We start from the raw sequence: 26,579 nt of genomic DNA on the forward strand, positions 1-26,579 counted from the left end.
GGTGACGTCAGACTACTTCTGTATCGACCGATACAGAACAATCGATGGGGGAACGATGGCGGAGCTCGCGGGCAAGAAGGCACTCGTGGTCGGCGGGAGCAGGGGCATCGGGGCCGGAGCGGCGAGCGGTCTCGCGTCGAACGGCGCGGACGTGGCGATCACGTACTCGGGTTCGAAGGACAAAGCGCATTCCGTCGTGCGCGACATCGAGGCTTCGGGGGTGCGCGGGGCGGCCCTGCCGCTGGACGGGATGGACGCGGACTCCGCCCGCGTCGCGGTCGACGAGGCCGCCGACCGCCTCGGCGGACTCGACATCCTGGTCAACTGCGCCGGCATCTTCCCCTACGGGTTGATCGAGGACGTCACGCTGGAGCAGTTCGACCAGGCCATCGCGGTGCACGTGCGGACCGCCTTCCTGACGACGCAGGCCGCGGTGCGGCACATGTCCGGCGGCGGCCGGATCATCCACATCGGAACCTCGTTCGTGGAACGGGTGCCGTTCCCCGGCGTGAGCCTGTACACCTTGAGCAAGTCCGGGCTCACCGGTTTCGCCAAGGCGCTGGCCCGGGAGCTCGGCCCCCGCGGGATCACGGTCAACGTGGTGCACCCGGGGCCTACGGACACGGACATGAACCCGGCGGATTCCGAAGGGGCCGACGGGCAGCGCGCCATCACCGCCCTGGGGCACTACGGCGTGGTGGAAGACATCGCGAACACCGTCGTGCACCTGTCCGGTGCCGGTGGGCGCCACATCACCGGTGCCTCGATCCCCGTGGACGGGGGATGGGCGGCCTGATTCGACGGCCGGTGCGCAGCGGGCTCCGCCGACCGTGCAACGGTGCGGAGAACCGGGGGTTCGTGGGAGAAGTCAGCGCTGCTGCTGAGGCAGCGGCACTGGGGCATCACTAGCACTGGGCATTCACTGGGTCATCACTACTGGGGCGAGTTCCATCGAGCCGGGGTGCGCCCGAAACCGCACCACCGGCCGAGTACGGGCCCAAGGCTCTGGGGGCCTGATCGCGTTCCGGGCCTGCGCGGCCCGAGCACCGCGGTTCACGGGCGAGCTCGTCGGCAATTCTCGCGCGCAGCGCCCTGGGGGTCGCTGCACTGGACTGAAGAGGTATTTCTGCAATGGCAACAATTTCAAAAGAAGCGCGGCAGTACCCGGACCTGACCAGCGGGTACAACCAGCGGTGGTCGGGGACTCCGGAATCCGTTGTCCTGGTCGAGTCCGTGGAGCAGGTCGCACCGGTGGTGCAGGAAGCCGTCCGCGACGGCAAGCGGATGACGGTGAACGGTGCCGGGCACTGCTTCGAGGACTTCGTCTACAACAGCGACGTCGATGTCGTGATCAACATGAAGCACCTCGACGCCGTGTACTACGACCCGGCCATGAACGCCGTCGCCGTCGAAGCGGGTTCGAACCTGCTCAACGTGTACAAGAAGCTCTACGAGCGGTGGGGTGTCACCCTCCCCGGCGGCCTCTGCTACTCGGTCGGTGTCGGGGGACACGTTTCCGGCGGTGGATGGGGCGCGCTGGCCCGGCGGCACGGTTTGATCGTTGACCACCTCTACGCGGTCGAGGTCGTCGTGGTCGGCGAAGGCGGTGAGGTCCGCCGGGTAGTGGCCACGAGGGAGGAAGACGACCCCAACCGGGACCTGTGGTGGGCGCACACCGGCGGTGGCGGCGGCAATTTCGGCGTGATCACCCGCTACTGGTTCCGCAGTCCCGGCGCGACCGGCCGCGAACCCGGCGAGATCCTGCCGCGCCCACCGCGGCACGTGCTGCTCAGCGCAGCCGCGCTGTCCTGGGACGAGATCACCGAAGCAGGCTTCACCCGGCTCGTGAACAACTACGCCGACTGGCACGTGCGCAACTCCCGGCCGGGCAGCCGGGCCGCAGGTCTGTTCGGGCTGGCCGTGCTCAACCACCGGTCGAACGGGCAGATCGGCTTGATCACCCAGGTGGAAGCCGATCTGCCGGGGGCGGACGACCTGCTAGCGGAATACCTCGACGCGATCACGGACGGGGTCGGTGCACCGCTCCAACCGATGACCGCGTCGATGGGGGAGTACAACGCGATGCCCGGGTGCTACGAAGCGCAGCGCTTGCCGTGGCTGCAGGCGACGCGCTTCCTGGGCACCAACAACGTCGACCTGAACAATCCGACGTTGCGCGCCGATTACAAATCCGGGTACATGCGCGGCAACTTCCCGGACAAGCACGTCGCGACCATGTACCAGAGCCTCACCAGCACCGACATCGACAACTCGACCGCCACCATGCACCTGCAGGGCTTCGGGGCCCAGGTCAACGCGGTGCCCGAGTCCGCGACCGCGTTCGCGCACCGGAGTTCGTTCTTCAAGCTCTACTGGCAAGTGCTGTGGGACGACCCGGCGGATGACGACGAGCACCTGACCTGGTTGCGCCGGTTCTACGCGGACCTGTACCGGGACACCGGCGGGGTGCCGGTGCCGAACGAGCTCACGGACGGCTGCTACGTGAACTACCCGGACGTGGACTTGAACTCCGCGGAGCACAACCAGTCGCAAGTGCCCTGGTACCGGCTCTACTACAAGGAGAACTACGAGCGGCTGCAGCAGGTGAAGAAGCGGTTCGATCCGCGCGACGTGTTCCGGCACGCCCAATCCGTGCGGCTGCCGGACTGATGGGACAGGCCCGTACCGGTGCGGTGCGATCGCCCTGGTGGCGCATCGCACCGCACCGGTCGCGGGGCCGGGCATCGCCGCGTGGCCGCGCATCAGCCGTTCTTCGCCAGCTCAGCCAGCGACTCGCCCGCCACCTCGAGTTCCCGCTCGTCGACGTCGTCGACGAACCGGGCGGCCCCGATGCCGACGGGAAGCGGCAACCGCTGCCTGCCGCCGCGGTGTCGGGTGGTGTCGCCCAGCGCCGAGATCAGCAGCTCGCTGGTGCACAGCGGGTGCGAGATCGGCAGTTCCAGCGCGCGCATGAGCCGCAGCACGCGGCTCCGTTCGGTAGCGGTGACCAGACCTCGCGCTTCGGCGAGCAGCGTGCTCAAGGCCATGTCGATGCTCACCGCTTCGCCGTGCAGCAGTTCCGGCAACGCCCGCATCTCCAGCGTCGGGCTGAACGAATGACCGTAGTCGACGACGCGTTCCAGCGAGCTCTCCCACAGGTTCGGCTGCAATTCGTCCAACATGCCGCCGATGGACCGTTCGAGAACTTCGGTCGCGGCTTCCCGGTGCCGGCCGTCGCGCTGGAACTTGGCAGCGAGGAGCCCGGCACCGTGCCAGTCCAGCAGGTCGAACAGCCGGCGATCCCCGATCAGCGCCATCTTGAGGATCTCGGCCAGCCCGTTGCTGAGATGCCTGCGGTCGACGGTTCGCAGGAACGCCGGATCCAGCACGACGCGATCGGCCGCGTGATAGGTCCCGATCCGGTTCTTGTGCTCGTCGAAGTTGACGCCGGTCTTCACTCCGATGCCCGCGTCGACGAGACCGATCAGCGTCGTGGGCACCCGCACCACCGGCGTGCCCCGGCGGTACAGGCTGCCGGCGAAACCGACGACGTCCAGCAGCACACCGCCACCCGCCGCGACGATCGGCTCGTTCCGGCGGTCGATGCCGAACCGATCGAGCGCTTGCAGCACGGTGCGCACGTTGCCCCAGTGCTTCGTCGTCTCGTCGCAATCCAGCACGCAGGTGGCGGACGGGATCGAATGCCGCTCGAAGTAGTCGGTGAACGAACGGCCGTAGTGCCGGTGCACCTCGGAATCAATCACGAGGAGTCGTCGCGCCGTTGGCGGCACGCCGCGCGGAACGGCCCGCAGCAGCGCCGGATTCGCGGGATCGAGAATGCCGTCGCAGAGCGCGACGTCGTAGCTGACGGGCCGGGTCGCCGTTACGGTCCAGCGGTTGCGGGATGCTTCGGATCGATCCCGCCACGGCGCGAACGATTCCGTTGCGGTCGGCGTCATCTAACGCTCCTTCTCTGTCAGGTTCGCGCCGGTGTTCCGGGACGGGTGCGGATCGCCGGCCGCATTCGCGTCGGCGCTGCTCGGGATCGCGTCGCGGTTTTGCTCGGCCCTGTTGTCCCAGCGTGGGGCCGGTCCGTACTTGCGTGCGGCGGTGCGCTGTTCGTAGGGCATTCCCGCGGGCATGTCGACCACTTCCAGCTGCATTCCCCACGGCGCGGTGAAGTACATCCACCTGTTCCCGGCGAGCGGGCCTTCTTCGATCGTTTCCGGTTCGCCCTGCAACCGCACCCCCGGCTGGTTCCGCAGGTATTCGGCGGCGACGTCCACGTCGTCGACGTAAATGGCCAGGTGGTGACCGCCGTGGTCGCTGTTCTCCGGTATCCGGCGCTGCTGGTTCGGGGCCGTGTACTCGAACAGTTCCAGGTTGGTGGTGGGGCCCAGCCGCAGCATCGCGATCCGGGCCGTCGCTCGTTCGTGCACGTTGAGCTTGCGAGTCATCCAGTCACCGGCCAGGTCCTGGACCGGACCTTCCCAGTAGATCGTTTCGGCACCCAGCACGTCCACGAAGAAGTCGACCGCCCGCTGCAGATCGGGCACGGTGAAGGCGACGTGGTCGACGTTTCGCGCTCCGGGGATTCCGCTACCCATCGCCGGCCCCCGCGGGCCGTTCCACGGGTTTCCGGATCGGCAACCGGCCGGTCACCGATTCCGGGAAAACCGCGATCAGCAGCAGTTCCAATTCGGCCTCGCCGGTGTTGCGCAACACCGTGCCCGAACCCGCGGGCGCGAGCACCAGCGCCCCGGGACGCAGGGGAGCGGGCCGGTCCCGCCGGGTATCGGACAGCTCGCCGCTCCCGCCGAGCACCAGCACCGCCAGCTCGACACCGGACTGCCCGCGCGCGTCCTGCGCTGCCCCGGGCGCCAGCAGCAAGTAGTCCACGGCTTCGCATTCGCTGTAGAGCATTCCGCGCCGAGCCAGGCAACGCGATCTGATCACGCCGGTGCGCTCGTCGGCGGTCAGCACCAGTCCGCGCGAGTCGGTGACGATCATTGCCGGCCTCCCGCGGCGCCGGGGACGGCGAGGCTCACGACGAACAGTTCCAGCGGTTCCCGCTGGGACGCGGCTTCGATGGAAACCGTTCCGCCGAGCGGCAGCGTCAGGCCCACTCCGGAGCGGAGCGCGACCGTTTCCGAGGATCCGCGTGCGCGTCCCTGGCCGCCGATGGTGTAGACGGTGTGCTCTTCGGAGTCGGCGGAAAGCTCCAGCGGCTCTCCAGGGCGCAGGCGCACCAGCCGCGCGAGCCGCAGCGGACCGGTCAGGTGCTCGGTGGTGTCCACTTGGCCTGCCTGGCGCAGATCGATGACCACGGCGTCGCTCATTGCTGTCCTCTCCGGCTCGTGTCGGGGTGTTTCTCGCGGGGTGTCGAGCACCGCCGCGGTGTGCGGTCCCGAGACTTCGATGACCAGCCAGACCAGTTCCTCGTCACCGGTGTTGCGCAAGCCGTGGCGGGTGCCCAGGCCGTTCACGATGAGGTGGCCCGGCCGGACCTGGTGCGTCCGTCCGTTGAGCGTCATCTCTCCGTCGCCGGAGACGATGAAGTACAACTCTTCGGTGCGCGAATGAATATGTTCTCCGCTCACCCCGCCCGGCGGTAGTGCGGACCACTCGACCGCCTCCCAGTAGCCGAACAAACTGCCCCTGCGAGCCAGCACTTTCCAGCGGGCCAGGCCTTCGCCGCTGTGCATTCCGTGGATGTCCGACGGTTCGTTGAGGTCTGCGACGATCACTGCGTCTACCAAGGATCGTTCCCTCCGTGTACGAGCGTGCGAAAACGGCGGAAGCGTGAATTGGGTGGCGCTTCGCCACGCGGTCGGGCCAGAAGTGTCGATCGATCGCACACGGCGCGCTGCGCTGCGTTCCGCGGTGGACCGCGCGGCCCTGATTCCTTCCCCAGTCCCGCACATCCCGAGATGTCCGGTGTGCTGCCGAGTTTGGGGCGGGGCACCCGGTGTGTCAAGCGAAATGCGGCTCCGCGACCGCTTCCCGCTCCGATTTCACATTCGCACCGGGGCCGATCGGTTGTCGTTTGGTGCTAACGGCTCACGTGCGCGCGGTGGATTTTCCGGCGGCTTCCGCTGTGCAGGTGAATAATTGCTCTGAAGCGGTGAACGGCAACCGGACGGATCCGATGCCCGGACGCAAGGAGTTCTTGTCGAAAAATTGCGGCAGTGTCCTGAATCACATTACGATCTTCGATTTGCCGCCGCTAACATCGGCGGCATCACCCGTGCCATGGGGGTTTCCGGGTGCATTCCGATGATCCGCGCCGAAGCGATTCGCGGGGCCTTGGCGCGCCCGCGGCATCGTCCGATTCGGTGCGCGGTCCGCGAACATCGAAGGAGTCGCCCTGTGCGAGTACAGGTCGAAGTGACGTCCGCGCTCCAGGACTACATCGCCGAAATGTCCTTGCGGGAACCCGCGGCGCTGGCCGCGCTGCGGGAGGAGACGGAGCAGATGCCCGGCGCGATCATGCAGGTCTCGCCGGAGGAAGGCCAGTTCCTCGGGGTCCTGGTGCGAGCGCTCGGTGCTTCCCGCGTGCTGGAAGTGGGCACGTTCACCGGGTACAGCACGATCTCCATCGCACGCGCGTTGCCCGCCGGCGGCAGCGTGCTCTCCTGCGACATCAGCTCGGAGGCCAGCTCGATCGCCCTGGCGCACGCCCGCCGGGCCGGCGTCGAGGACAAGGTCGACCTGCGGGTCGGTGACGCCGTCGGGGTCCTCACCGGACTCACCGGACTCGCCGGGCGCGCGGACCGGCGCGGCTCCTTCGACCTGGTCTTCATCGACGCCGACAAGGAGGGCTACGCGGACTACTACGAGATCGCGCTGCGCCTGGTCCGGCCCGGCGGACTGATCTTGGTGGACAACGTGCTGTGGCACGGCGCCGTGCTCGACGAGGCCGAACAGGACAGCGAGACCACGGCGATCCGCGCGTTCAACGAGAAGATCCGGGAGGACGAGCGGGTGGACCTGAGCATCCTCCCGTTCGCCGACGGGCTGGCGTTCGCGGTGAAGCGCTGACCAGCCGGGATCGAGGAGGGGCGGGATCGAGGAGGGGACGGATGGTCGTCCGGTCGAAAGAGGTCTACGACAACCCGGTCTGCGGTGAGCGCGTCGTCATCCGGCGGGGCAACGACGAAGGCGACGGGTCCGTGCTCATCTGGGACCTGTACCTGGAGCCCGGCGGCACCGTGGTCGGCGAGCACTACCATCCGACGGCCGACGAGAGGTTCGTGCTGGTCAGCGGCAAGCTGGGCATTCGGGCAGGCGGCCGGTCGCGGGTTCTCGAAGAAGTGGGCGAGAGCGTGCTCGCCGAAGCGGGCACCCGGCACTACTTCTGGAACGGCGACTCCGGCCCGACGCGGATCGTGATCCGGATGCAGGGCCGGGTGGATCGCTTCGAGCAGGCCGTGTTCCGGCAGTTGTACGGGCTGGCCCAAGACGGCAGGACCGATTCGAACGGCAAGCCCGGCCTGCTGCAGCATGCGGTGACCTCCGCCGAATACGCCGACATCGTCCGGTTCGCCGCACCGCCGTGGCCGGTGCAGCGCTTGCTGTTCGGGGTGCTCGCCCCGGTCGGACGTGCCCTCGGTTATCGGGCGTTGTGCGCGGAGTACCGGGACCGGCGAGCGCCGCTCGTCGCGGAACTCGACCCGCTGCCCCCGGGATTTCCCGAGTTGTAGCGGTGCCGCTGCTGATGTCCCGGCCTCACGCCACCACCGGCGTCCCCGTCAGCGCCACTCCCGCCGCGCGGAGGTCGCGAACAGCTGTGTCCACTGTGGCCGGTGCGACTCCTGCGGTCAGCGACAGCAGGACCGTCGTGGTCAGGCCCGCTTTCGCGGCGTCCAGCGCGGTGGCGCGCACGCAGTGGTCGGTGGCGATGCCGACCACATCGACGGCGTCCACTCCGCGTTCACCGAGCCAATCGCGCAGCGGCGTGCCAAGCCGATCTTTCCCCTCGAAACCGGAGTATCCGGCGCTGTACTGCCCCTTGGAGAACACCGCGCGCACCGGCCCCACCTCCAGCTCCGGGTGGAACGCCGCGCCGGCCGTCCCCGCGACGCAGTGCACCGGCCAGGACCGCACGTAGTCCGGCTGCGAGCTGAAGTGATCCCCGGGATCGACGTGGTAGTCGCGGGTGGCGACCACGTGTGCGTACTCGTTCTCCGCGGCATGGCGGGAAATCGCCGCGGCGACACCGGCCCCGCCGGACACCCCGAGCGCCCCGCCCTCGCAGAAGTCGAGCTGCACATCGACGATCAGCAGCGCAGTGCTCATCCGTGCTCCTCCACTCGGCTCGCGGGGGATCAGCTCTCCGGAAAGACGGTCGGAATCGCCGGTTCGCCACCGGAAAGCTTCAGCCCCTCCCACGGCAGGCTCACCAGTGCGTGCCGCAGGCGCTCCCGATTGTCCTCCAGCGTGGGCAGGTCATCGACCTGTTTCCCGCCGCGCACCAGTGGAATCGGCACCTCGCGGTCGTGCGGGCCCGGCTGCGGCGCGGCGAAGCCCGACCCGGTCCGGTACACCTCCTCCTCGATCGCGGTACCGGTGTTCTTGTGCCTGCGCAGCGCGGATTTGCTGCCGCCGCGGGACTCCTTGCTCGACGAGCGCTTGGCGACCGGGCGGCCCTCGACCTCGGTGAGCTTGTAGACCATGCCCGCCGTCGGCGCCCCCGAACCGGTCACCAGCGAAGTGCCCACGCCGTAGCCGTCGACCGGTTCCGCGCGCAGCGACGCGATCGCGTACTCGTCCAGGTCACCGGAGACGACCACGCGGGTTCCGGTCGCGCCCAGCGAATCCAGCTGCTCCCGCGCCTGCCGCGCCAGCACGCCCACGTCACCGGAGTCGATCCGGACCGCGCCGAGACCGGAACCCGCGACCTCCACGGCCGTCGCGATCCCGCGGGAAATGTCGTAGGTGTCCACCAGGAGTGTCGTGTCCGCGCCAAGAGCGGCGATCTGCGACTCGAACGCGGCACGCTCGGAGTCGTGCAGCAGCGTGAACGAATGCGCCGAGGTCCCCATGGTGGGAATGCGGTAGCGGCGACCGGCCTCCAGGTTCGACGTCCCGGAGAACCCTGCCAGGTAGGCGGCGCGTGCGGCGGCCACCGCGGATTCCTCGTGCGTGCGGCGGGATCCCATCTCGATGATCCGGCGCCCGTTGGCCGCCGAGACCATCCGCGCGGCCGCGGCGGCGATCGCGCTGTCGTGGTTGAGGATCGACAGCACCACCGTCTCCAGCAGCACCGCTTCCGCGAACGTGCCGCGCACGGTCAGCAGCGGCGAACCGGGGAAGTACAGCTCGCCCTCGGGATAACCGTCCACATCGCCCTGGAACCGGTAGTTGCGCAGCCAGTCCAGCGTGGTCTCGTCGACCACCCCGGCCTCCGCGAGCCGCGTCAGCTCGGCCTCGTCGAAGCGGAAGTTCTCGATCGCGTCCAGCACCCGCTGCATTCCGCCGAGCACGCCGTACCGGCGCCCGTCCGGCAATCGCCGGGTGAACACCTCGAACACGCAACGCCGCTCGGCGGTCCCGTCGCGCAGGGCACTGGCCAGCATGGTCAGCTCGTAGTGATCGGTGCGCAGTGCGGTACTGGATGCGGCCGTCATGGATCAGAGGCTACGTGCCGCCCGCGCGGTTCCCGCACAGGTCGGGCCGGGTGTGCCCGTGCGGTCGACACGGTTCCCGCGCACACGTGCGAACATGGGGACATGACTTCGCCCGCTGAACTGGAGCGCGCGCAGCCGAACGAACTCGGCAACGAGGACAAACCGTGGGTGACCGTGGTGTGGAACGACCCGGTGAACCTGATGTCCTACGTGACCTACGTGCTGCAGAAGATCTTCGGTTACAGCCGGGACCACGCGACCAAGCTGATGCTCGACGTGCACCACAAGGGACGGGCCGCGGTGTCCTCGGGCACGAAGGAGAAGGTCGAGGGCGATGTGGCGAAGCTGCACGCCAACGGCCTGTGGGCGACGATGCAGAAAGACTCGTGATCTCAAGTGAACGGCTGGACGCGCAAGAACGGGCACGTCGTCGCCGAACTGTCTCAGCAGGAAGCGGCGGTGATCCGCGGCCTGGTCGGGCAGATCAAGGACATGCTCGACGCCCGGGCCGACGAGGCCCCGCAGGACGAGCTGGCCGAGCTCACCGGCATCCGCACCGGCCCGTCCACCCCGCCCGAGGACCGGGTGCTGGAGCGGCTGCTGCCGGACTTCTACCGGCGCGACCCGGAAACCGGCGAGACCGACGAGGAGAAGCCCGCGGCCGCCGGGGCGATGCGCTCGCTGTACGAGCCGGAGCTGCTGGACCGCAAGACGGGCACCGCCGCGGTGGTGCTGGAGACCTGCCCGCGCGACGGCGGCCGGGTGGTGCTCAGCGGTGAGCAGGCCGACAACTGGCTCAGCGCGATCAACGACGTGCGGCTGGCACTGGGCACCGCCCTCGACGTGCAGGAGGACATGCCCGAGGAGCCGCCGGAGGACGACCTGCGCCGCGAGCACCTGGGCGTCTACCAGTGGCTCACCTGGGTCCAGGACTCCCTGGTCGAAACCCTCACCTCCTGAGCCGTTTCCTCCAGGAGTGAACGGACCGTTGGACCAATCTAGCCGGACCAACAGGCCGTTCACTCGGTCCACTTCGCGCAGGGCGAGTGGTGCGCGGGTGTTCGCCAGAGCGGCAGAGCCGGGGTTCGCGAAGAGTGAACGGACCGTTTGCCCAATCTAGTGGGACGAACAGTCCGTTCACTCGGGAAAGCCGGGGGTGAAGCCGCGGTGCAGATCGGGCAGGGTCGTCGCATGCGATCAGGAGCGCGGAACTCGATCACCGACGTGCGCGGCGTGCTCGTGGGGCACGAGCAGCGGCTCGACGAGCAGTGGGCGACCGGTACCAGCGTGGTGCTCACCGCGGGCGGCGCGTCCGCGGCGGTCGACGTGCGCGGCGGCGGCCCCGGCACCCGCGAGACCGATGTGCTCGAACCGACCCACGCGGTGCAGCAGGCGCACGCGATCGTGCTCACCGGCGGCAGCGCCTACGGGCTGGCCGCCGCCGATGGCGCGATGCGCTGGCTCGGCGAACGCGAGCACGGTTTCCCGGTGGGCACCGAGCCGCACGAGATCGTTCCGGTCGTCCCGGCGGCGGTGCTGTTCGACCTGCCGATGGGCGACTGGGGCAACCGGCCGGACGCCGCCTTCGGCCACCGCGCCTGCGATGCGGCCTCGGCCACCGAGGCTCGGGAGGGCAACGTCGGCGCCGGAACCGGCGCGGTCGCGGGCTCGCTCAAGGGCGGCACCGGTTCCGCCAGCGCGGTGTTCACCAGTGACGTGCTGGGCAGCGAGGTCACCGTCGGCGCGTTGATGGCCGTGAACTCCTCGGGCTCGGTGATCGACCCGGAGACCGGGTTGCCCTGGAACCCGCATCCGGGCCTGCGCGCCCCATCCGCCGACGAGATCGCGGCGGGCAAGCGGCTCGGCCCCCGGCCGTCGCGGCACGGGACGGCGCAGCGCCCGGTGAACACCACCATCGGAGTCGTCGCCACCGACCTCGCGCTGACCAAACCGCAGTGCCACCGGATCGCGGTCGCCGGGCACGACGGGCTGGCGCGCGCGATCCGGCCGGCGCACGGGATGTCCGATGGGGACACCGTGTTCGCGCTGTCGACCGGTTCCCCCGCGGCGTCCAGGGAACGGGATTCCGATCAGCGGCTGGCCGGTGCCGAGGCGCGGCTGCTCGACGAGGTCTGCGCCGCCGCGGCCGACGTCGTGCAGCACGCCATCGTGCGCGCGGTGCTGGCCGCGGAACCGGTGGGCGAGGTGACTTCCTACACGCGCACCTACCCCTCGGCGCGGGAATGAACCATGGTTGGCGGACGTTGATCCCGCCGAACGGCACCGGCCGGGGGCGTGGCCTCCCGGATCGTGGGACACCGGTGCCCCACATAGTAGGATGGTGCTTGTGCTGGTGATTCGACGCGACCTCGTCGACGCGATGGTCGCGCACGCTCGACGGGACCACCCGGACGAGGCGTGCGGCGTCATTGCCGGCCCGGACGGGTCGGACCGGCCCGAGCGGTTCGTCGAGATGATCAACGCGGAGCGCTCGCCGACGTTCTACCGCTTCGATTCGAGCGAGCAGCTCAAGGTGTGGCGGGAGATGGACCAGGCCGATGAGGAGCCGGTCGTCATCTACCACTCGCACACCGCGACCGAGGCGTACCCGTCGCGCACCGACGTGTCCTACGCCTTGGAACCCAATGCGCACTACGTTCTCGTGTCCACCAGGGACCCGGAGACCCACGAGTTGCGCTCGTACCGCATCCTCGACGGCGTGGTGACCGAGGAGCCGGTGGAGATCGTGGAGTCCTACATGTTCGCCCACACCGGCACCGACGAGGTGCCCGACCGCGGCTGAGCCGCGCTCGCCGCAGTCATTCGGCGAGCGGGCGTGTGCAAGTTCCGTTCAGTAGTTCCTGTGGACAGGGAGGTACCCCCATGGCAATCAACGTCTCGATCCCCACCATCCTGCGCACCCACACCGATGGCCAGAAGTCGGTGGAGGCCAGCGGCAACACGGTCGCCGAGGTCATCAACGACCTGGACAGCAAGCACAGCGGCCTCAAGGACCGGCTGGTCAAGGAGGGCTCGCTGCACCGCTTCGTGAACGTCTACGTCAACGACGAGGACGTGCGGTTCTCCGGTGGCCTGGAAGCCAGCGTGGCCGACGGGGACAGCGTGACGATCCTGCCGGCCGTGGCCGGCGGCATGCGCTGAGGCGGAGGCGAACGTCGTGGCCCGCTACGACTCATTGCTCGACGCGCTCGGCGACACCCCGCTGGTCGGGTTGCCGCACCTGTCACCCGCACCGGACGTGCGGCTGTGGGCGAAGCTGGAGGACCGCAACCCGACCGGTTCGGTCAAAGACCGCGTCGCGCTGTCCATGATCGAGGCGGCGGAGAAGGAAGGCCGGCTCACCACCGGCTGCACCATCCTGGAGCCGACCTCCGGCAACACCGGCATCTCGCTGGCGATGGCCGCCAAGCTCAAGGGCTACGGCCTGGTGTGCGTGATGCCGGAGAACACCTCCGAGGAGCGCAGGCAGATCCTGCAGGCGTTCGGCGCGCGGATCGTGTCCTCGCCCGCCGCGGGCGGCTCGAACCAGGCGGTCGCGGTCGCCAAGGAGCTCGCCCAGCAGAACCCGGACTGGGTGATGCTCTACCAGTACGGCAACTCCGCGAACGCGGACGCGCACTACCGGGGGACCGGGCCGGAGATCCTGCGGGACATGCCGGGCCTCACGCACTTCGTTGCGGGGCTCGGCACCACGGGCACGCTCGTCGGCGTGGGGCGCTACCTGCACGAGCACAAGCCCGGGGTGCAGATCGTGGCGGCCGAGCCGCGCTACGGCGAGCTGGTTTACGGGCTGCGCAACCTCGATGAGGGGTTCGTGCCCGAGCTCTACGACGAGAGCGTGCTGTCCCGCCGGTTCTCCGTCGGGTCCTACGACGCGCTGCGGCGCACCCGGCAACTGCTGGAGTCCGAGGGCATCTTCGCCGGGATCTCCACCGGCGGCGTGGTGCACGCGGCGTTGACCATCGGCGAGAAGGCGGCCGCGGCCGGGGAGTCCGCGGACATCGTCTTCGTCGTGGCCGACGCCGGGTGGAAGTACCTGTCCACCGGCGCCTACGGCGGCACCCTCGACGAGGCGGCGCAACGCCTGGACGGCCAGCTCTGGGCCTGATCCCGCCGCCCGCATTTCTTCGCAAGGCCCACCCGATCCGCTCGGGTGGGCCTTGCGTTTTCGCCGTGCCAGGTGCTCGCTGCAATGCGCGTTGACTTTGCGGCGACGGGACGTGCCAACGTAGCTGCATGTTGCGCGTGAGTGAGCAGACCCGTGAGCGGGTCCGGCAGCTGGCACAAGAGGAATTCGGCGGCGTCAGCGTCGACGAGGCGATCCGGCGGCTGCTCGATGAGCATTGGGAGTCCGCCGCCGTGGCCGCGGTCGAGTACACCCGCGAACACGAGCCCCACGAGTGGGAGGCGTATCTCGCCGAGGCACGCGCATGGGCGGCCGCTGGGGCCTCGGTCACCGACTGATCGGGCCGGAGCGTGACCGCACGCGAGAACACTCCGGGCGAGCCGGTGGTCAGGTTGCTGAGGCGAGCGCTGCCCAGCCGCTCCGCCGTTGACGAGGTCGTCAGCCGGCGGCCGTGAGGTAGCGGGTGAGCATGGCGACGAGCTCGTCCTCGAGCCGCGCGGTGTCGATCGGGTCGGGTGCGGCGACGAGGTGGTGCACGACGAATTCGATCGTGGACACCAGCAGCCGGGCGGCCGTGCCGGTGTCGTCCACCCGGACCTCGGGATGCCCGTCGAGCAGTTCCCGCACGCCCGCCACCCTTTCGCGCTCGTGCTGCGAGATCCGTTCCAGCAGCTGCTGGGAGCGCGGTGCTTGTTCGAGCAGCAGGCGCAGCAGCCGCGGATCCTCGCGGTGGTTGTCGATCGCCGTGCGCACGAACCCCCGGACGATCTCCTCGAACGACTCGGGCAGCTGCTCGTCCTGGCGCCGCAGCGCGGCCGCTCCGTCGTCGAGGTGCCTGCTCATCAGCTCGGCGAGGATGGCGTCCTTGTTCGGGTAGTACTGGTACAGCGAGCCGATCGAGATCCGCGCCCGCTCGGCGATGCGGTTCGTGGTGCCCGCGGCGTAACCGTGTTCGGCGAAAACGTGAGCAGCCGCGGCGAGGATGCGTCGCCGGGTGAGTTCGGCGCGGACCTGGCGGGGCTGTTTGCGGGGCCGGAGCCTGCGCTCGCCGGATGTCATGGCACCTCCTGCCGGGCCGTGAAAGCGAGTAGACCGGGAACTGAGCAATTGCTCATAATAGTGCCATGAACTGCGAAGAAACTAGCCATCGAACGGTGCGAGCTGATCGGCTCCGGTCGTGACCCGCGCCCGCGAGCGATTCCGCCGAGTGCCGCTGGACGAGATCCGCGCCCGGATCGGCGAGCCCGACGACGGCCTCAAGGCCGCGAAGTCCGGCACCCGCATCGACGAGCACGCGCACCGGTTCATCGCGCACTGCCCGTTCCTGTCGCTGGCCACCGCGGACGCGGCGGGGCTGCCGGACTGCTCACCCCGCGGTGACTACCCGGGTTTCGTGAAGGTGCTGGACGAACACACGCTGGCGATCCCGGACCGGCCAGGCAACAAGATCGCCGACTCGTTCCGGAACCTGGCGGACAACGACGGGATCGGGTTGCTGTTGCTGATCCCCGGCGTGCGGGAAGTGCTGCGGATCAACGGCCGCGGTTACGCCACCGACGAACCCGACGTGCTCGCGCGGATGCAGGTCGAGGGCAAGGACCCGATGTTCGCGCTGATCGTCGAGGTGCAGCAGGTGTTCTTCCACTGCGGGCGGGCGCTGCTGCGCTCCCGGCTGTGGGATCCGGCCAGCCAGGCGCTGGCCGACGAGATCCCGTCCGCGGGCGAGATCGTCGCCGCCGAGCTCGGAGCCGATCCCCAGGTGTTGAACGACCGGCTCGAAGCCGCCTACCGCCAGCTGTACTGACCACGAGGATTTTCCCGATGCAGCAAGCGATTCTCGATCGCATCGACCCGGTGGCCGAGGACGTCGCCGCGCTCGTCCTGCGCGGTGCGAGCGCCCCGTTGGCGCCCTGGGAGCCGGGAGCGCACATCGATCTGGCGTTGCCGAACTGGCTGACCCGGCAGTACTCGCTCTGCGGTGATCCCGCCGACCGGGAGCACTACCGCATCGCGGTCCGGCACGACCGGCTCAGCCGAGGCGGTTCGGAGTACGTGCACCGGTTCCTCCGGCAGGGCCGCACGCTGGACATTTCGTTGCCGCGCAACCATTTTCCGCTCCGGGCCGCGCCGGAGTACCTGTTCGTCGCGGGCGGGATCGGGATCACGCCGATCCTGCCGATGCTGCGGGCGGCCGTGGCGGCGGGGTCCTCGGCGACGCTGGTCTACGTGGGACGGTCGGTGGCGGCCATGCCGTTCGCCGACGAACTTCGCCGCGACCACGGCGATCGGGTGCGCATCGTCGCCACGGAAGATCAGTGCCGACCCGATTTCGCGGCGCTGGCCGGGGAACTCGGTCCGCGTGCGCTGATCTACTGCTGCGGACCCACGTCGATGATCGCTGCTGCCGAGGCCGCGTTTCCCGCGCAGCGGTTGCACGCGGAACGTTTCCGGCCGGTGGCCAAGACCTTCCCGCCGAACACCGCGTTCGAGGTGGCGTGCGCCCGCTCCGGGCGAACCGTCGAGGTCGCGGCGGACGAGACGTTGCTGGACGCGCTGAACCACTCCGGGCATCCCGTGGCGTCCGGTTGCCGCGAAGGCGTCTGCGGCAGTTGCGAACTCACCGTCGTCGAAGGCGAGCCCGAGCACCGGGACGACATCGGCGCCGAGCAGGGGCGGATTTTCGCCTGCGTGTCCCGCGCGCGGTCGCCGCGGCTGGTGGTGGACCTGTGATCAGCCGGTGAAGGAGTACGAGCGCAGCCCGTCGCCCACGCCCGGCACGACCAGCACGGCGCCGTCGGCTTCGCCGGGGGAGGCGAGTTCTTCGCGGGCGGTCGTGACGTACAGGTCGGTTAGGTCCGCGCCGCCTAAGCAGCAGCTGGTCGGGCGCTGCGCGGGTAGCTGGATCGTGCGGTCGAGCTCGCCGCCGGGCGCGTACCGCCGCACCTCACCGCGGTCCCGCACGGTGATCCAGAGGCAGCCGTCCGCGTCGGTGCACAACCCGCCCGGTTCGCCGTCGATCGCCAGCAGCGGGCGGCGGCCGCCCGCCTCGCCGGACTGCGCGTCGAAACCGAGCACGTCCACCCGGTGCGTCGCGCTGTCGACGAAGTAGAGCCGGGTGTCGTCCGGGCTGAACGCCAAGCCGTTGCCCGCGGCGACACCGCGCAGCACGACGTGGGCGGCGCCACGCGCGTCGACCCGCACCAGCCAGCCGTCGCCGCCGTGCTGTTCGGGGACCGTGTTCGCCCACAGCCGCCCGCGCGTGTCGATGGTGCTCTCCCCGGCGCGCACGCCTTCCCGAGCCCAGAAGGTGAGCCAGGTGCGGCTCTTGCCGTCCGCATCGAACAGCGCGATGCCCTCGTCGAAGTGCAGCAGCAGCCCGCCGCGCGTCCGCGGTTTGGCCGCGCTGATCTGCTGGGGGACGTCCATGGCGTGATCGGTGTCGTCCGGCGCGTAGCGATGCGCGGAGTGCGCGCGCAGGTCGGTCCACAGCAGGGTGTCGGTGCCGACGTCCCAGGTGGGGCTCAGGCCGACGGAAGCGTTCGCGCGCACCGCGAACTCGGCTCGCGCGGTCATCGCCACCTCCTGCGAACGGCTTCCGGTCGCCGGGGAGCTTAACGTTCGCCGCTGTCGACCCGAGGTCGTACCCGAGTCATCCGGGTAATCTCGGAAGGGTGACGAACCAGCCGGCACGGCAACGGCCCCGGGTGCTGCCGCAGCAGCCGCTGCGCGCGGCGGTCCAGATGGCTTTCCTGATCGCGGTGCTCTACGCGGTCGAGTTCGCGGACCAGCTGACCCCGGCCACCAGCCTCGACGACAACGGCATCGTGCCTCGCGCGGTCGACGGCCTGGACGGGATCGTGTGGGCGCCGCTGCTGCACGCGGGCTGGGCGCACCTCATCTCGAACACGCTGCCGCTGCTGGTGCTGGGCTGGCTGGTGCTGGCCAACGGTGCACGCCAGTTCATCGCGGTCACCGCCACGGTGTGGATCGTCGGCGGCCTCGGCACCTGGCTGATCGGGGCGCCGCCCACGCACGTCGGCGCCTCCGGCGTCGCCTTCGGGTGGATGGTGTTCCTGCTGGTCCGCGGCTTCTTCCTGGGCAGCGTCGGGCAGATCCTGGTGGCCGCGGTGCTGTTCTTCTACTGGGGCGGCATGTTGTGGGGCGTGCTGCCCGGCCAGCCCGGCATCTCCTGGGAGGGCCACCTGTGCGGCGCGCTCGGCGGGCTGCTCGCGGCGTGGCTGGTGTCCCGCAACACTCGTCGTCCGGACAAGCCCGCCTCGCCTGGCACACTGTCCGCGTGAGCAACGCGCCGATCGGGATCTTCGACTCCGGCGCGGGCGGGCTTACCGTCGCCCGCGCGGTCATGGACCAGCTTCCCGGCGAATCCGTGCGCTACGTCGGTGACACCGCGAACGCCCCTTACGGCCCGAAGCCGCTGGCCGACATCCGCGCCCGCACCCTCGCGATCACCGACGCGCTGGTGGCGGACGGCGTGAAGGCACTCGTGATCGCCTGCAACACGGCCTCGTCGGCCTGCCTGCGCGACGCCCGCGAGCGCTACGACATCCCGGTCGTGGAAGTCGTGCTGCCCGCGGTCCGCCGCGCGGTGGCCACCACCCGCAACAACCGGGTCGGCGTGATCGGCACCCAGGCCACGATCCGCTCGCGCGCCTACGAGGACGCCTTCACCGCCGCCCCGCAAGTGCGGTTGAGCACCGCCGCCTGCCCCCGGTTCGCCGAGTTCGTCGACCGCGGCATCACCAGCGGACGCCAGGTCCTCGGCCTCGCGCAGGGCTACCTGGACCCGTTGCAGCAGGACGACGTGGACACGCTGGTGCTCGGCTGCACGCACTACCCGCTGCTGACCGGCGTGCTGCAGCTGGCGATGGGCGAGCAGGTCACGCTGGTCTCCAGCGCGGAAGAGACCGCCAAGGACGTGGTGCGGGTGCTCACCGAGAACGACCTGCTCAGCACGGCCGGCGATGCCGAGCACGAGTTCCTGGCCACCGGCGAGCCGGACCGGTTCGCCAAGCTGGCCCGCCGCTTTCTGGGGCCGATGTCGGCGACCGGGTCCGTGCGGTCGTTCGCCATGTCAGGCTCGGTCTCGTGAAGCTGACGATTCTCGGGTGCTCCGGCAGCCTCCCGCGGCCGGATTCGCCCGCCTCCGGTTACCTCGTCGAGTCCGCCGGTTCGCGGATCGTGCTCGACCTGGGCAGCGGCAGCATCGGCACGCTGCAACGCTTCGCCGACCCGTTCGCGCTGGACGGCCTGTTCCTGACGCACCTGCATCCGGACCACTGCGCGGATTTCGGCGGGTTGACGGTGCTGCGGCGCTACCACCCGGATCCGCCGTTCGATGCGAGGGAGCACCGGCTGCCGGTGTTCGGGCCGCCGGAGGCCGCGGACCGGCTGGCCCGGCTGTACGCGCCGAGCTCCGCGGAGCTCGGCGACACCGACCTGTCCGACGTGTTCGAGTTCGGCGGTGTGGACGAGCCGATGCGTGCCGGCGCGTTCGAGGTCACCGCGCTGCCGATGGATCACCTGTGCCCGTCCTGGGGTTTCCGGGTGCGGAGCGAGGACCGGGTGCTCGCCTACACCGGCGACACCGGCCCGTGCGCGGAGCTGGGCGAGCTGGCCCGCGACGCGGACGTGCTGCTGGCGGAGGCGTCCTGGCCGGACGCGCCGGACCGCCCGGACGGCGTGCACCTGTCCGGCGCGCAGGCGGGCCGGGTCGCGAAGCAGGCCGGGGTGCGCAAGCTGCTGCTGACCCACCTGCAGCCGTGGACCGACGCGGGGGAGATCCTGCGGGAAGCGACCGCGGAGTTCGACGGTCCGGTCGAGGTGGTCGAGGCCGCCCGCAGCTACCAGGTGTGAGCGCGTCCCGGCCGGCTCGTAGCCGTGCAACCGCTCGCCCGGGCGACCGTCGACACGAGCAGCATCTGCGCGGGATGAGTCCTTGGAGGAACTAATGACGATCACGGCGGTCTGGCCGATCGCGTCGAAGACCGACGCGAACGCCGGTGACGGGCTCACCATCACCGAGCCCGGCGAGGTCGACGAGCTGATCCGCCGCCTGTCCGAGCCGAACGCGGGCCCGGCCTCGATCTGGCACGAGCACCGCGAACTGGCCGACGAGAGCACCGGGATGCTCGACCACGACGTCATCGCCGCGGTGGATGGCGGTTACGGCTACCTGAGCCACTTCGACGTCGATCACGACTTCGCGGTGATCGAGGGCGACCCGGAATCCCCTGGCTTGACCAGCGAGGACATCGAGTTCCCCGCGGGCAGCGGAGTCGCGGTGGGCGTGCTGGCCGCGGCGCTGAAGGACTTCCTGGAGACCGCGTCGCGGCCGAAGGTCGTGGACTGGCGCACCGTCGACTGGTAGGGGCGTGACCACCGGCCGCGCGTGTCCTCTTAGGGTGGGGATCGTGGCTAGAGCGGACGGGCGGAGCGACGACGCGCTCCGAGAAGTGCAGATCACCCGCGGCTACCAGATTTGGCCCGCCGGGTCTGTGCTGGTGGAGTTCGGGCGGACCCGCGTGCTGTGCGCGGCGAGCGTGCAGGAGGGCGTGCCGCGCTGGCGCAGCGGTTCCGGCCTGGGTTGGGTGACCGCGGAATACGCGATGTTGCCGTCCGCGACGAACACCCGTGGCCAGCGCGAGTCGGTGAAGGGCCGCATCGGCGGCCGCACGCACGAGATCAGCCGCCTGGTCGGGCGCTCGCTGCGCGCCTGCATCGACATGGCCGCGCTGGGCGAGAACACGATCGCGCTGGACTGCGACGTGATCCAGGCCGACGGCGGCACTCGCACGGCCGCGATCACCGGCGCTTACGTGGCGCTGGCGGACGCGATCACCTGGCTGAGCTCGGCGCGCAGGCTCTCCGACCCGAAGCCGCTGTCGTGCTCGATCGCGGCGGTCAGCGTCGGCGTGGTGGACGGCCGGGTGCGGCTGGACCTGCCGTACGAGGAGGACTCGCGCGCCGAGGTGGACATGAACGTGGTCGCCACCGACCACGGCACCCTGGTCGAGGTGCAGGGCACCGGTGAGGGCGCCACGTTCACCCGGTCCACGATGGACACGATGATCGACTACGCGCTGCACGGCTGCGGCGAGCTGGCCCGCAAGCAGGCCGAGGCGCTGGCCGCGCCGTACCCCGGCGAACTGCCCGGGAGCTCCCGGTGAGCCGCGTCCTGCTGGCCACCCGCAACGCGAAGAAGCTGGTGGAGCTGCGGCGGATCCTGGAAGCCGCCGGTGTCACCGGCATCGAGGTCGTCGGCCTGGACGCGGTTCCGGAGTTCCCGGAAGCCCCCGAGACGGGCGCGACCTTCGAGGCGAACGCGCTCGCGAAGGCAGCGGACGCGGCCCGCGCCACCGGCCTGCCCGCGGTGGCCGACGACTCCGGCCTGGAAGTGGACGCGCTGAACCGGATGCCCGGCGTGCTCTCCGCCCGCTGGTCCGGCGGGCACGGCGACGACCAGGCCAACCTGGACCTGCTGCTCGGCCAGATCCACGACGTGCCGGACGAGCGCCGCGGTGCCGCTTTCGTGTCCGCCTGCGCGCTGGTGCGCGCGGACGGCACCGAGACCGTCGTGCGCGGCGAGTGGCCCGGCACGATCATCCGCCAGGAGCGCGGCACGAACGGCTTCGGCTACGACCCGATCTTCGTGCCGGAAGGCGAGACGCGGACGTCTGCGGAGCTTTCGGCGGAGGAGAAGGACGCGGATTCGCATCGCGGCCGCGCCCTGCAAAAGCTGGTGCCGCACCTGCGGGAGATCGCCGGTCAGATCGGGTAGCGGCAGCGGAGGCAGCCGGGGCCCGCCGACTCTCCGGCCAGAGCCGTCGTCCAGTTCCGAAACCAGCGCAGGCCGCTTGCAGATCCCCGCGTGAGCTGCGGTGCAAACCCGTTCTGTTCACATGCGGTCACGCGCGTCGCGCACGCGCTCTGACATCCATTCGATCCCCGCCGGACCCTGTCCGGTGGCGTGCAGATCAATCGGGCTGCCGGCGGCTTTCGCGGCTTTTGCGATCTCTTGCATCGCTTCCCAGGGGCGCCAGCCGAAGGATTTGGTTTTGCAGGTCCGTCCGTCTCGCGAGGTTTCGATCCGCACCTGCCCGGGGTGCAGTCGTCGCAGCAGGAACCTCACGAACTTCAACAAGGGGAATTCGTTCGGTGAATGGTCGTAGGTGTCCGTGCGGACGCGGGCCGAGCGGAAACGTGCGCGCGACCGGCGCCGTGCGATGCGCAATTCGGTTATATCGCCCAGCGGCAACACCCGGGTCCGGAACAACGTCCGCACTACCAGGTCGTTCGAGGTCAAGGTGACCCGTCGCCGGAAAGCCGCCGCGATGCAGCAGGCGGTGATCGCCGCCAGGACGACGTCCGCAACGACCCAAAAGCCGGTTCCCTTGGGGCGGTGGACCGCAGCACCGAGAGTGAGCCAGCAGGAGAAAAGCAGGAACAAGAACACGAAAACGGCGGCGAGCAACGGAACGAACCGGCCCTTTTTCCACACGCGGTCCACCTGTCCGGCGGACTGAAATGCTGAAGGCGGTGGCAGCCCCCGGTCCGTGCTCTGGGCAGGTGATGTGCAAACCTCTTGCGGCCGGTGGTGCTCGTTCATGTCGCGGACGTTAGCAGATCTTGCCTGCAAACCGAGTGGTTCGGTAGTTCAATTCGAATTCCGGTGGGCGAGCTCCTCAGTGGTGCTTCGTCGTCTTGGACCCGCCGGTGTGGTGGCCGTTGAAGTACAGGACCGCCAGGGCCGCCACGACGATCACCGCGAGCAGGATCGCGAGCGTGACCTTCACCTTGCTCCACGGGCGTTCGCCCTGGACCTCGCCGGTCCGGCCATTGACCAGAAGCTGCCAGCTGCGGCCCGCGTACATGTACGTCGCGACCCAGACCGGCAGCAACATCAGCTTGAAGGTGATGTTGCTGAAGTCGGTGTCGACCCGCTCGACCCGCTGCTCGTCACCACCGATGTCCCGTCGGCACTCCTCGTGGATCTCCCGCGACATCCGCGACTTGGCCTCGTCGAGGCCGTTCTCGGGTTCCACGTCGTACCGCAGCGCGTGGTAACCGGCGAGGTACTGGGGCTGGTAGGGCCCGGCCTCGGGCAGCGGCCACGGGCCCAGGGCGTCCACCCGGTTGACCGGTAGCACGGTGCTGGCCGGCACGAGGACGTCGTCGAACCCGCTGGAGACCTCACCCCGCACGTGGTGCCAGCGCGTCCGGCGGACCCGTTTCGTCCGCCCTTCGCCGTCGTTCTCCGTCACCCAGTAATGCCGCCCTTGCTGACCGCTGTAGGCCGAGAACGCCTCCGCGTCGAACGTCCAATGTGGCACGTAGGTGCCCTTGGTCGACTCCGCCGCGGCCACCTTCTTGAACGCCGACGGCGCGAACCACCGCGACGACACCCACTTGCCCAGCGCCTCCCGGATGCCGTTGTGGTCGACCTCGAACGGCAGCACGCCCTCCGGGATGATCTGACCGGTCGCGGCCGCGTCCATCACCAGCGGTGAGCCGCAGAACTGGCACAACCCCGCGGTTTCGGTCGTCTCCGTGCTCGCCGCGCAGCGCTGGCAGACCAATGTGTACGGCGCGAGCTGCCCGACCGGCTTGCGGGCCAGCACGTCCAGGTCCTCGATCGCGATCTCCCGGACCTGCCTGCTGCTGGCCGTGATCTCCTGACGGAAACCGCAGTACGGGCACTGCAGCACGTTCGTGCCGGGCGCGAACTCCACGCGGGCGCCGCAGCCGCCACAGGGATAGGTGGCGGCTGACGCGGTTCGCCCGTCGCCGTACGGATCTGACATCAGGTTTTCCTTCGGAAGTAGCGGAAATCAGGTCCAGTCGGTGCCTTCCGGCGCAGGTGTCCCGGCACAACCGGATCAGTTCCCGGGTTGCGGGGCCCCGCGCTCAGGTCCGGAAGGGACTCAGGACTGCGGCGGCAATGGCGGCGGCGCCTGGCCGAACAGGGGACTCAGCTCCGGCACTTGGCCTGCGGGTGCCCATTGCGACATGCCTTGTTTCCACGCAAGGGTTTCCGCGGTGAGGGCGCTGTTGGAAACCTGCTGGGCGAGGGCGGCGAAGTCGAACGGCCCGAGCTGCTGACCGTTCACACCGAGGTACCACTGGTCCTGCTGCGGCAGCGGCGGAGGTCCGGCCTGCGGCGGCTGCTGCGCGGGAGCGGGAGGTTGTTGCCCGTACTGCGGGGGCTGTCCGGCGGGCTGATGCGGCGCCTGCAGGCCGTTCTGCACCGGTTGCTGCTGGTACGCGGCTGCCGCGGTCTGCTGCCCGAACGCCACGCCCATGCCGATGCCCATTCCCTCGCCGGCGCCGCCCTGGTTGGACGCGGCCTGCTCGATGGCGTTGGCGGCCTGGAACTGCGTGTACTGGTTGAGATCGCCCGCGATGCCCATCCGGGTGCGTTTGTCGATCATCTCCTCGACCTCGGGCGGCACCGAGATGTTCTCGATGACGAACCGCGAGATCTCCACGCCCAGCGTGCGAAGCTCCAGGTTCAGCGCGGTGGCGATCCGGTCGCCGAGCTGGGACTGCTGGGTGACCAGGTCGAGCATCGGCACACCGGAGGACGCCAGCGCCGGTCCGAGCTTTCCGACGATCATCTGGCGGAGGTGTTCGGACACCTCGTCGGTGCGGAACGCCGGGTCCGTGCCGACGAGTTCGCGCAGCAGCGCGACGGGCTCGATCACCCGGAGCGCGTATCCGCCGAACGCGCGCAGCCGGACCATGCCGAACTCCGGATCGCGCACGACGACCGGGTTCTGCGTACCCCACTTCAGGTCGGAGAACTGCCGGGTGTTGACGAAGTACACCTCGGCCTTGAACGGCGAGTTGAAGCCGTACTTCCAGCCCTTGAGCGTGGACAGGACGGGCATGTTCTGCGTCTGCAGCGTGTACATGCCGGGCGGGAAGGGGTCTGCGACCTGGCCCTCGTTGACGAAGACGGCGGCCTGGGATTCACGTACGGTGAGCTTGGCGCCCATCTTGATCTCGTTGTCGTGGCGGGGGAATCGCCAGACGATGGTGTCCCTGCTGTCGTCGGTCCATTCGATGGTGTCGATGAACTCGCCGCGGACCTTGTCGAATAAACCCACCGAAACCCCTGCAAACTTGCCGCCGCTACGTCGGCGCGACCGTAGCAAAGCGATCACCAGGGCAACCGCGGTCGCTCCGGTGGAATTCGGCGATCAGCACCCCCGGCGTCCGGTTTCAGCCCGCCCGACCGGTTCCGGATCCCGCCGTCCGGGAGACTGCTCTTCCGCTCGGCGAGGGACGTTCGGGGTGTGACGGCGATCGCCCCGGTGGGGTGTACCGCCATCCGGGCGGTTAGGTTCCGCGAGTGTTCACCGAATGGTTCGAGCTGGTTGTGCTGGTCGTCGTCGGATTCCTCTCCGGCGCGATCAACGCGGTGGCCGGTGGGGGCTCGCTGCTGGTGTTCCCCGCGCTGCTGGCGACCGGGATGCCGCCGCTGATCGCGAACGTGACGAACTCCGTCGCGCAAGGGCCGGGATTCGTCGGTGCCGCGGTCAGCCAGCGCGCTGATCTGGGCGGAGCGCGGCGGCGCTTGGTGCTCACCTCGGTCGCGGCCGCGATCGGGTCGGTGATCGGCTGCGTGCTGCTGCTGATCCTGCCCGGTGCGGTCTTCGACGCCGTGGTCCCGGCGCTGATCGCGCTGTCGGCGGTGCTGATGGCGTTCCAGAACACGATCCGCCGCTGGCTCGGGCAACCGGCCGAAGGCGGGCCGGACCGCACCTGGGGGCTCACGATCGGGATCTTCCTGGCCTCGATCTACGGCGGCTACTTCGGCGGCGCGCGCAGCGTCATCTTCATCGCCGTGCTGGTGCTCGCGGTGAACGACTCGATGCGGCGGCTCAACGCGTTGAAGAGCTGGCTCGGGCTGATCGGCAGCGCGGTGACCTTCGCGGTGTACGCGCTGATCGCGCCGGTCGACTGGATCGCGGTGCTGACGCTGGTGCCCACCACGGTCCTCGGCGGCTTCGCGGGCGGCAAGATCGCCCAGCGGCTGCCCGCGACCCTGCTGCGCTACGTCGTAGTGGTCATCGCCGCAGGCGTCGCCGTCTACATGGTCCTGGACTAAGCCCGCCCGACACGCCCGCGCACCCGCCGATTCCCTGGAGTGCACGACCTGTTCGCCCGAATCAGTCGGACCAACAGGCCGTTCACCCGGAAATGCGGGGAGTCAGACGCCGAGGTCCTTGCGGAGGCGGTCGACGTGGCCGGTGGCCTTGACGTTGTAGAGCGCCTTGGCGATCTTGCCGTCGGGGTCCACCACGAACGTCGAGCGGATCACGCCCTGCACGACCTTGCCGTAGTTGTTCTTCTCCCCGAAAGCACCCCACTCGGCCATCACCGATTTGTCCACATCGGACAGCAGCGGGAACGTGAGCCCTTCGGCGTCCCGGAACTTCGCCAGCTTCTCCGGCTTGTCCGGGGAGATCCCGACCACGTCGAAACCGGCGTCGCTCAGCGGCGCCAGGCTGTCCCGGAAGTCGCAGGCCTCCTTGGTGCAGCCCGGCGTGCTCGCCGCCGGGTAGAAGTAGACCACCAGGGACCGGCCGCGGTAGTCGGCCAGCGCCACGGTCTTGCCGTCGGCGTCCGGCAGGGAGAACTCCGGCGCGGTGTCACCCGCCTCAAGTCGCTGCTGTTCGCTCATGCCCTCGACGCTAGGGGCTGTTCAGTGAGCGGTTTGCGTAGGGGTCAGGTAGCGGAACCTCAGACGCCTTCTGGCTCCGGGATCTCATCCTGAAGTA

Annotated in this window: 32 protein-coding genes; 20 read left to right on the forward strand and 12 right to left on the reverse strand. The window is 69.5% G+C overall.

The features are described 5' to 3' along the window. The first annotated feature begins 55 nt into the window (after nucleotides 1–55). Both INP57_RS24675 and INP57_RS24680 read left to right on the forward strand, forming a co-directional pair. The gene (locus INP57_RS24675; RefSeq protein ID WP_200072717.1) at nucleotides 56–796 is read left to right on the forward strand and encodes an SDR family NAD(P)-dependent oxidoreductase; all 741 of its coding nucleotides are present in this window, start codon (nucleotides 56–58) and stop codon (nucleotides 794–796) included. A gap of 335 nt (nucleotides 797–1,131) precedes the next feature. Further along, on the forward strand, nucleotides 1,132–2,670 hold the full coding sequence (locus tag INP57_RS24680) for an FAD-binding oxidoreductase (RefSeq protein WP_200072718.1): 1,539 nt from the start codon (nucleotides 1,132–1,134) through the stop codon (nucleotides 2,668–2,670). Between the two features lie 92 nt (nucleotides 2,671–2,762). Here INP57_RS24680 and INP57_RS24685 read toward each other — a convergent pair whose 3' ends face one another. Genes INP57_RS24685 through INP57_RS24700 form a run of 4 tightly spaced genes read right to left on the reverse strand, consistent with a single transcriptional unit; the run spans nucleotide 2,763 to nucleotide 5,759 of the window. Continuing rightward, nucleotides 2,763–3,959 (reverse strand): sedoheptulose 7-phosphate cyclase, encoded by a 1,197-nt coding sequence (locus INP57_RS24685; protein WP_200072719.1) that lies wholly within the window; start codon nucleotides 3,957–3,959, stop codon nucleotides 2,763–2,765. Then, nucleotides 3,960–4,607 carry a VOC family protein gene (locus INP57_RS24690; protein ID WP_200072720.1) on the reverse strand — a complete coding sequence of 216 codons (648 nt, stop codon included), beginning with the start codon at nucleotides 4,605–4,607 and terminating at the stop codon, nucleotides 3,960–3,962. Continuing rightward, on the reverse strand, nucleotides 4,600–5,010 hold the full coding sequence (locus INP57_RS24695; RefSeq protein WP_200072721.1) for a cupin domain-containing protein: 411 nt from the start codon (nucleotides 5,008–5,010) through the stop codon (nucleotides 4,600–4,602). Before INP57_RS24695 ends, INP57_RS24690 begins: the two co-directional genes overlap by 8 nt. Next, nucleotides 5,007–5,759, reverse strand: a complete 753-nt coding sequence (locus tag INP57_RS24700) for a cupin domain-containing protein (RefSeq protein WP_233628218.1) — start codon at nucleotides 5,757–5,759, stop codon at nucleotides 5,007–5,009. The genes INP57_RS24695 and INP57_RS24700 overlap by 4 nt, the downstream gene beginning before the upstream one ends. Before the next feature lie 610 nt (nucleotides 5,760–6,369). Between INP57_RS24700 and INP57_RS24705 the strand changes: the two genes are divergently transcribed. Continuing rightward, entirely contained in the window at nucleotides 6,370–7,041 is a 672-nt protein-coding gene (locus INP57_RS24705) for an O-methyltransferase (RefSeq protein ID WP_200072722.1), read from the forward strand. A gap of 41 nt (nucleotides 7,042–7,082) precedes the next feature. Further along, nucleotides 7,083–7,703, forward strand: a complete 621-nt coding sequence (locus tag INP57_RS24710; RefSeq protein ID WP_200072723.1) for a cupin domain-containing protein — start codon at nucleotides 7,083–7,085, stop codon at nucleotides 7,701–7,703. A 25-nt stretch (nucleotides 7,704–7,728) separates the two neighbouring features. Here the strand turns inward: INP57_RS24710 and INP57_RS24715 are convergent, their stop codons facing one another. Further along, nucleotides 7,729–8,298, reverse strand: a complete 570-nt coding sequence (locus INP57_RS24715; RefSeq protein ID WP_200072724.1) for an isochorismatase family protein — start codon at nucleotides 8,296–8,298, stop codon at nucleotides 7,729–7,731. Between the two features lie 29 nt (nucleotides 8,299–8,327). Beyond that, a complete protein-coding gene (locus tag INP57_RS24720; protein ID WP_200072725.1) occupies nucleotides 8,328–9,629 on the reverse strand; it encodes a nicotinate phosphoribosyltransferase in 1,302 nt (433 codons plus the stop codon). Between the two features lie 102 nt (nucleotides 9,630–9,731). Here INP57_RS24720 and clpS point away from each other — a divergent pair, with 102 nt between their 5' ends. The 7 genes from clpS (at nucleotide 9,732) to INP57_RS24755 (ending at nucleotide 14,114) form a co-directional block, all read left to right on the forward strand. After that, nucleotides 9,732–10,019 (forward strand): ATP-dependent Clp protease adapter ClpS, encoded by a 288-nt coding sequence (clpS, locus tag INP57_RS24725; protein WP_200072726.1) that lies wholly within the window; start codon nucleotides 9,732–9,734, stop codon nucleotides 10,017–10,019. Between the two features lie 6 nt (nucleotides 10,020–10,025). Beyond that, nucleotides 10,026–10,589, forward strand: a complete 564-nt coding sequence (locus INP57_RS24730) for a DUF2017 domain-containing protein (protein WP_200072727.1) — start codon at nucleotides 10,026–10,028, stop codon at nucleotides 10,587–10,589. Nucleotides 10,590–10,820: 231 nt separating this feature from the next. Further along, entirely contained in the window at nucleotides 10,821–11,876 is a 1,056-nt protein-coding gene (locus tag INP57_RS24735) for a P1 family peptidase (protein WP_200072728.1), read from the forward strand. Nucleotides 11,877–11,976: 100 nt separating this feature from the next. After that, nucleotides 11,977–12,432, forward strand: a complete 456-nt coding sequence (locus INP57_RS24740) for a M67 family metallopeptidase (RefSeq protein WP_295143081.1) — start codon at nucleotides 11,977–11,979, stop codon at nucleotides 12,430–12,432. A gap of 80 nt (nucleotides 12,433–12,512) precedes the next feature. Then, the gene (locus tag INP57_RS24745; RefSeq protein ID WP_200072730.1) at nucleotides 12,513–12,791 is read left to right on the forward strand and encodes a MoaD/ThiS family protein; all 279 of its coding nucleotides are present in this window, start codon (nucleotides 12,513–12,515) and stop codon (nucleotides 12,789–12,791) included. A 16-nt stretch (nucleotides 12,792–12,807) separates the two neighbouring features. Further along, the gene (locus tag INP57_RS24750) at nucleotides 12,808–13,758 is read left to right on the forward strand and encodes a PLP-dependent cysteine synthase family protein (protein ID WP_200072731.1); all 951 of its coding nucleotides are present in this window, start codon (nucleotides 12,808–12,810) and stop codon (nucleotides 13,756–13,758) included. A 128-nt stretch (nucleotides 13,759–13,886) separates the two neighbouring features. Beyond that, entirely contained in the window at nucleotides 13,887–14,114 is a 228-nt protein-coding gene (locus tag INP57_RS24755; RefSeq protein ID WP_200072732.1) for a hypothetical protein, read from the forward strand. A gap of 100 nt (nucleotides 14,115–14,214) precedes the next feature. On the opposite strand, the gene INP57_RS24760 is transcribed toward INP57_RS24755, so the two are convergent. Next, nucleotides 14,215–14,835: a TetR/AcrR family transcriptional regulator gene (locus tag INP57_RS24760; RefSeq protein ID WP_200072733.1), complete on the reverse strand. Its 621-nt coding sequence runs from the start codon at nucleotides 14,833–14,835 to the stop codon at nucleotides 14,215–14,217. A 118-nt stretch (nucleotides 14,836–14,953) separates the two neighbouring features. Between INP57_RS24760 and INP57_RS24765 the strand changes: the two genes are divergently transcribed. Beyond that, a complete protein-coding gene (locus INP57_RS24765) occupies nucleotides 14,954–15,580 on the forward strand; it encodes an MSMEG_1061 family FMN-dependent PPOX-type flavoprotein (protein WP_295143093.1) in 627 nt (208 codons plus the stop codon). Nucleotides 15,581–15,597: 17 nt separating this feature from the next. Next, the gene (locus INP57_RS24770; protein WP_200072734.1) at nucleotides 15,598–16,506 is read left to right on the forward strand and encodes a PDR/VanB family oxidoreductase; all 909 of its coding nucleotides are present in this window, start codon (nucleotides 15,598–15,600) and stop codon (nucleotides 16,504–16,506) included. Here the strand turns inward: INP57_RS24770 and INP57_RS24775 are convergent, their stop codons facing one another. Further along, the gene (locus INP57_RS24775; protein ID WP_200072735.1) at nucleotides 16,507–17,349 is read right to left on the reverse strand and encodes an SMP-30/gluconolactonase/LRE family protein; all 843 of its coding nucleotides are present in this window, start codon (nucleotides 17,347–17,349) and stop codon (nucleotides 16,507–16,509) included. A gap of 131 nt (nucleotides 17,350–17,480) precedes the next feature. Here INP57_RS24775 and INP57_RS24780 point away from each other — a divergent pair, with 131 nt between their 5' ends. From INP57_RS24780 to rdgB, 6 genes are all read left to right on the forward strand, one after another. Then, entirely contained in the window at nucleotides 17,481–18,077 is a 597-nt protein-coding gene (locus tag INP57_RS24780; RefSeq protein ID WP_200072782.1) for a rhomboid family intramembrane serine protease, read from the forward strand. After that, nucleotides 18,074–18,886, forward strand: a complete 813-nt coding sequence (murI, locus tag INP57_RS24785) for a glutamate racemase (RefSeq protein WP_200072736.1) — start codon at nucleotides 18,074–18,076, stop codon at nucleotides 18,884–18,886. Before INP57_RS24780 ends, murI begins: the two co-directional genes overlap by 4 nt. Beyond that, nucleotides 18,883–19,650 carry an MBL fold metallo-hydrolase gene (locus INP57_RS24790; RefSeq protein WP_200072737.1) on the forward strand — a complete coding sequence of 256 codons (768 nt, stop codon included), beginning with the start codon at nucleotides 18,883–18,885 and terminating at the stop codon, nucleotides 19,648–19,650. The genes murI and INP57_RS24790 overlap by 4 nt, the downstream gene beginning before the upstream one ends. Before the next feature lie 94 nt (nucleotides 19,651–19,744). Beyond that, nucleotides 19,745–20,164, forward strand: a complete 420-nt coding sequence (locus INP57_RS24795) for an Imm1 family immunity protein (protein WP_200072738.1) — start codon at nucleotides 19,745–19,747, stop codon at nucleotides 20,162–20,164. Between the two features lie 43 nt (nucleotides 20,165–20,207). Beyond that, nucleotides 20,208–20,963 (forward strand): ribonuclease PH, encoded by a 756-nt coding sequence (rph, locus tag INP57_RS24800; RefSeq protein ID WP_200072739.1) that lies wholly within the window; start codon nucleotides 20,208–20,210, stop codon nucleotides 20,961–20,963. Further along, nucleotides 20,960–21,574 (forward strand): RdgB/HAM1 family non-canonical purine NTP pyrophosphatase, encoded by a 615-nt coding sequence (rdgB, locus tag INP57_RS24805; RefSeq protein ID WP_200072740.1) that lies wholly within the window; start codon nucleotides 20,960–20,962, stop codon nucleotides 21,572–21,574. Before rph ends, rdgB begins: the two co-directional genes overlap by 4 nt. 117 nt (nucleotides 21,575–21,691) lie before the next feature. On the opposite strand, the gene INP57_RS24810 is transcribed toward rdgB, so the two are convergent. The 3 genes from INP57_RS24810 to INP57_RS24820 form a co-directional block, all read right to left on the reverse strand. Next, a complete protein-coding gene (locus INP57_RS24810) occupies nucleotides 21,692–22,402 on the reverse strand; it encodes a hypothetical protein (RefSeq protein ID WP_200072741.1) in 711 nt (236 codons plus the stop codon). 76 nt (nucleotides 22,403–22,478) lie between these two features. Next, nucleotides 22,479–23,597 carry a hypothetical protein gene (locus INP57_RS24815; RefSeq protein ID WP_200072742.1) on the reverse strand — a complete coding sequence of 373 codons (1,119 nt, stop codon included), beginning with the start codon at nucleotides 23,595–23,597 and terminating at the stop codon, nucleotides 22,479–22,481. A gap of 120 nt (nucleotides 23,598–23,717) precedes the next feature. Further along, complete coding sequence (locus tag INP57_RS24820) at nucleotides 23,718–24,902, reverse strand: SPFH domain-containing protein (protein WP_200072743.1); 1,185 nt, start codon at nucleotides 24,900–24,902, stop codon at nucleotides 23,718–23,720. 245 nt (nucleotides 24,903–25,147) lie between these two features. On the opposite strand from INP57_RS24820, the gene INP57_RS24825 reads away from it, so the two are divergent. Continuing rightward, nucleotides 25,148–25,906 (forward strand): sulfite exporter TauE/SafE family protein, encoded by a 759-nt coding sequence (locus INP57_RS24825; RefSeq protein WP_200072744.1) that lies wholly within the window; start codon nucleotides 25,148–25,150, stop codon nucleotides 25,904–25,906. A gap of 102 nt (nucleotides 25,907–26,008) precedes the next feature. Here INP57_RS24825 and bcp read toward each other — a convergent pair whose 3' ends face one another. Then, nucleotides 26,009–26,482, reverse strand: a complete 474-nt coding sequence (bcp, locus tag INP57_RS24830; RefSeq protein WP_200072745.1) for a thioredoxin-dependent thiol peroxidase — start codon at nucleotides 26,480–26,482, stop codon at nucleotides 26,009–26,011. Nucleotides 26,483–26,579: the final 97 nt, after the last annotated feature.

Origin of the sequence: Saccharopolyspora galaxeae (assembly GCF_016526145.1) — a bacterium.
Lineage (GTDB): Bacteria > Actinomycetota > Actinomycetes > Mycobacteriales > Pseudonocardiaceae > Saccharopolyspora_C > Saccharopolyspora_C galaxeae.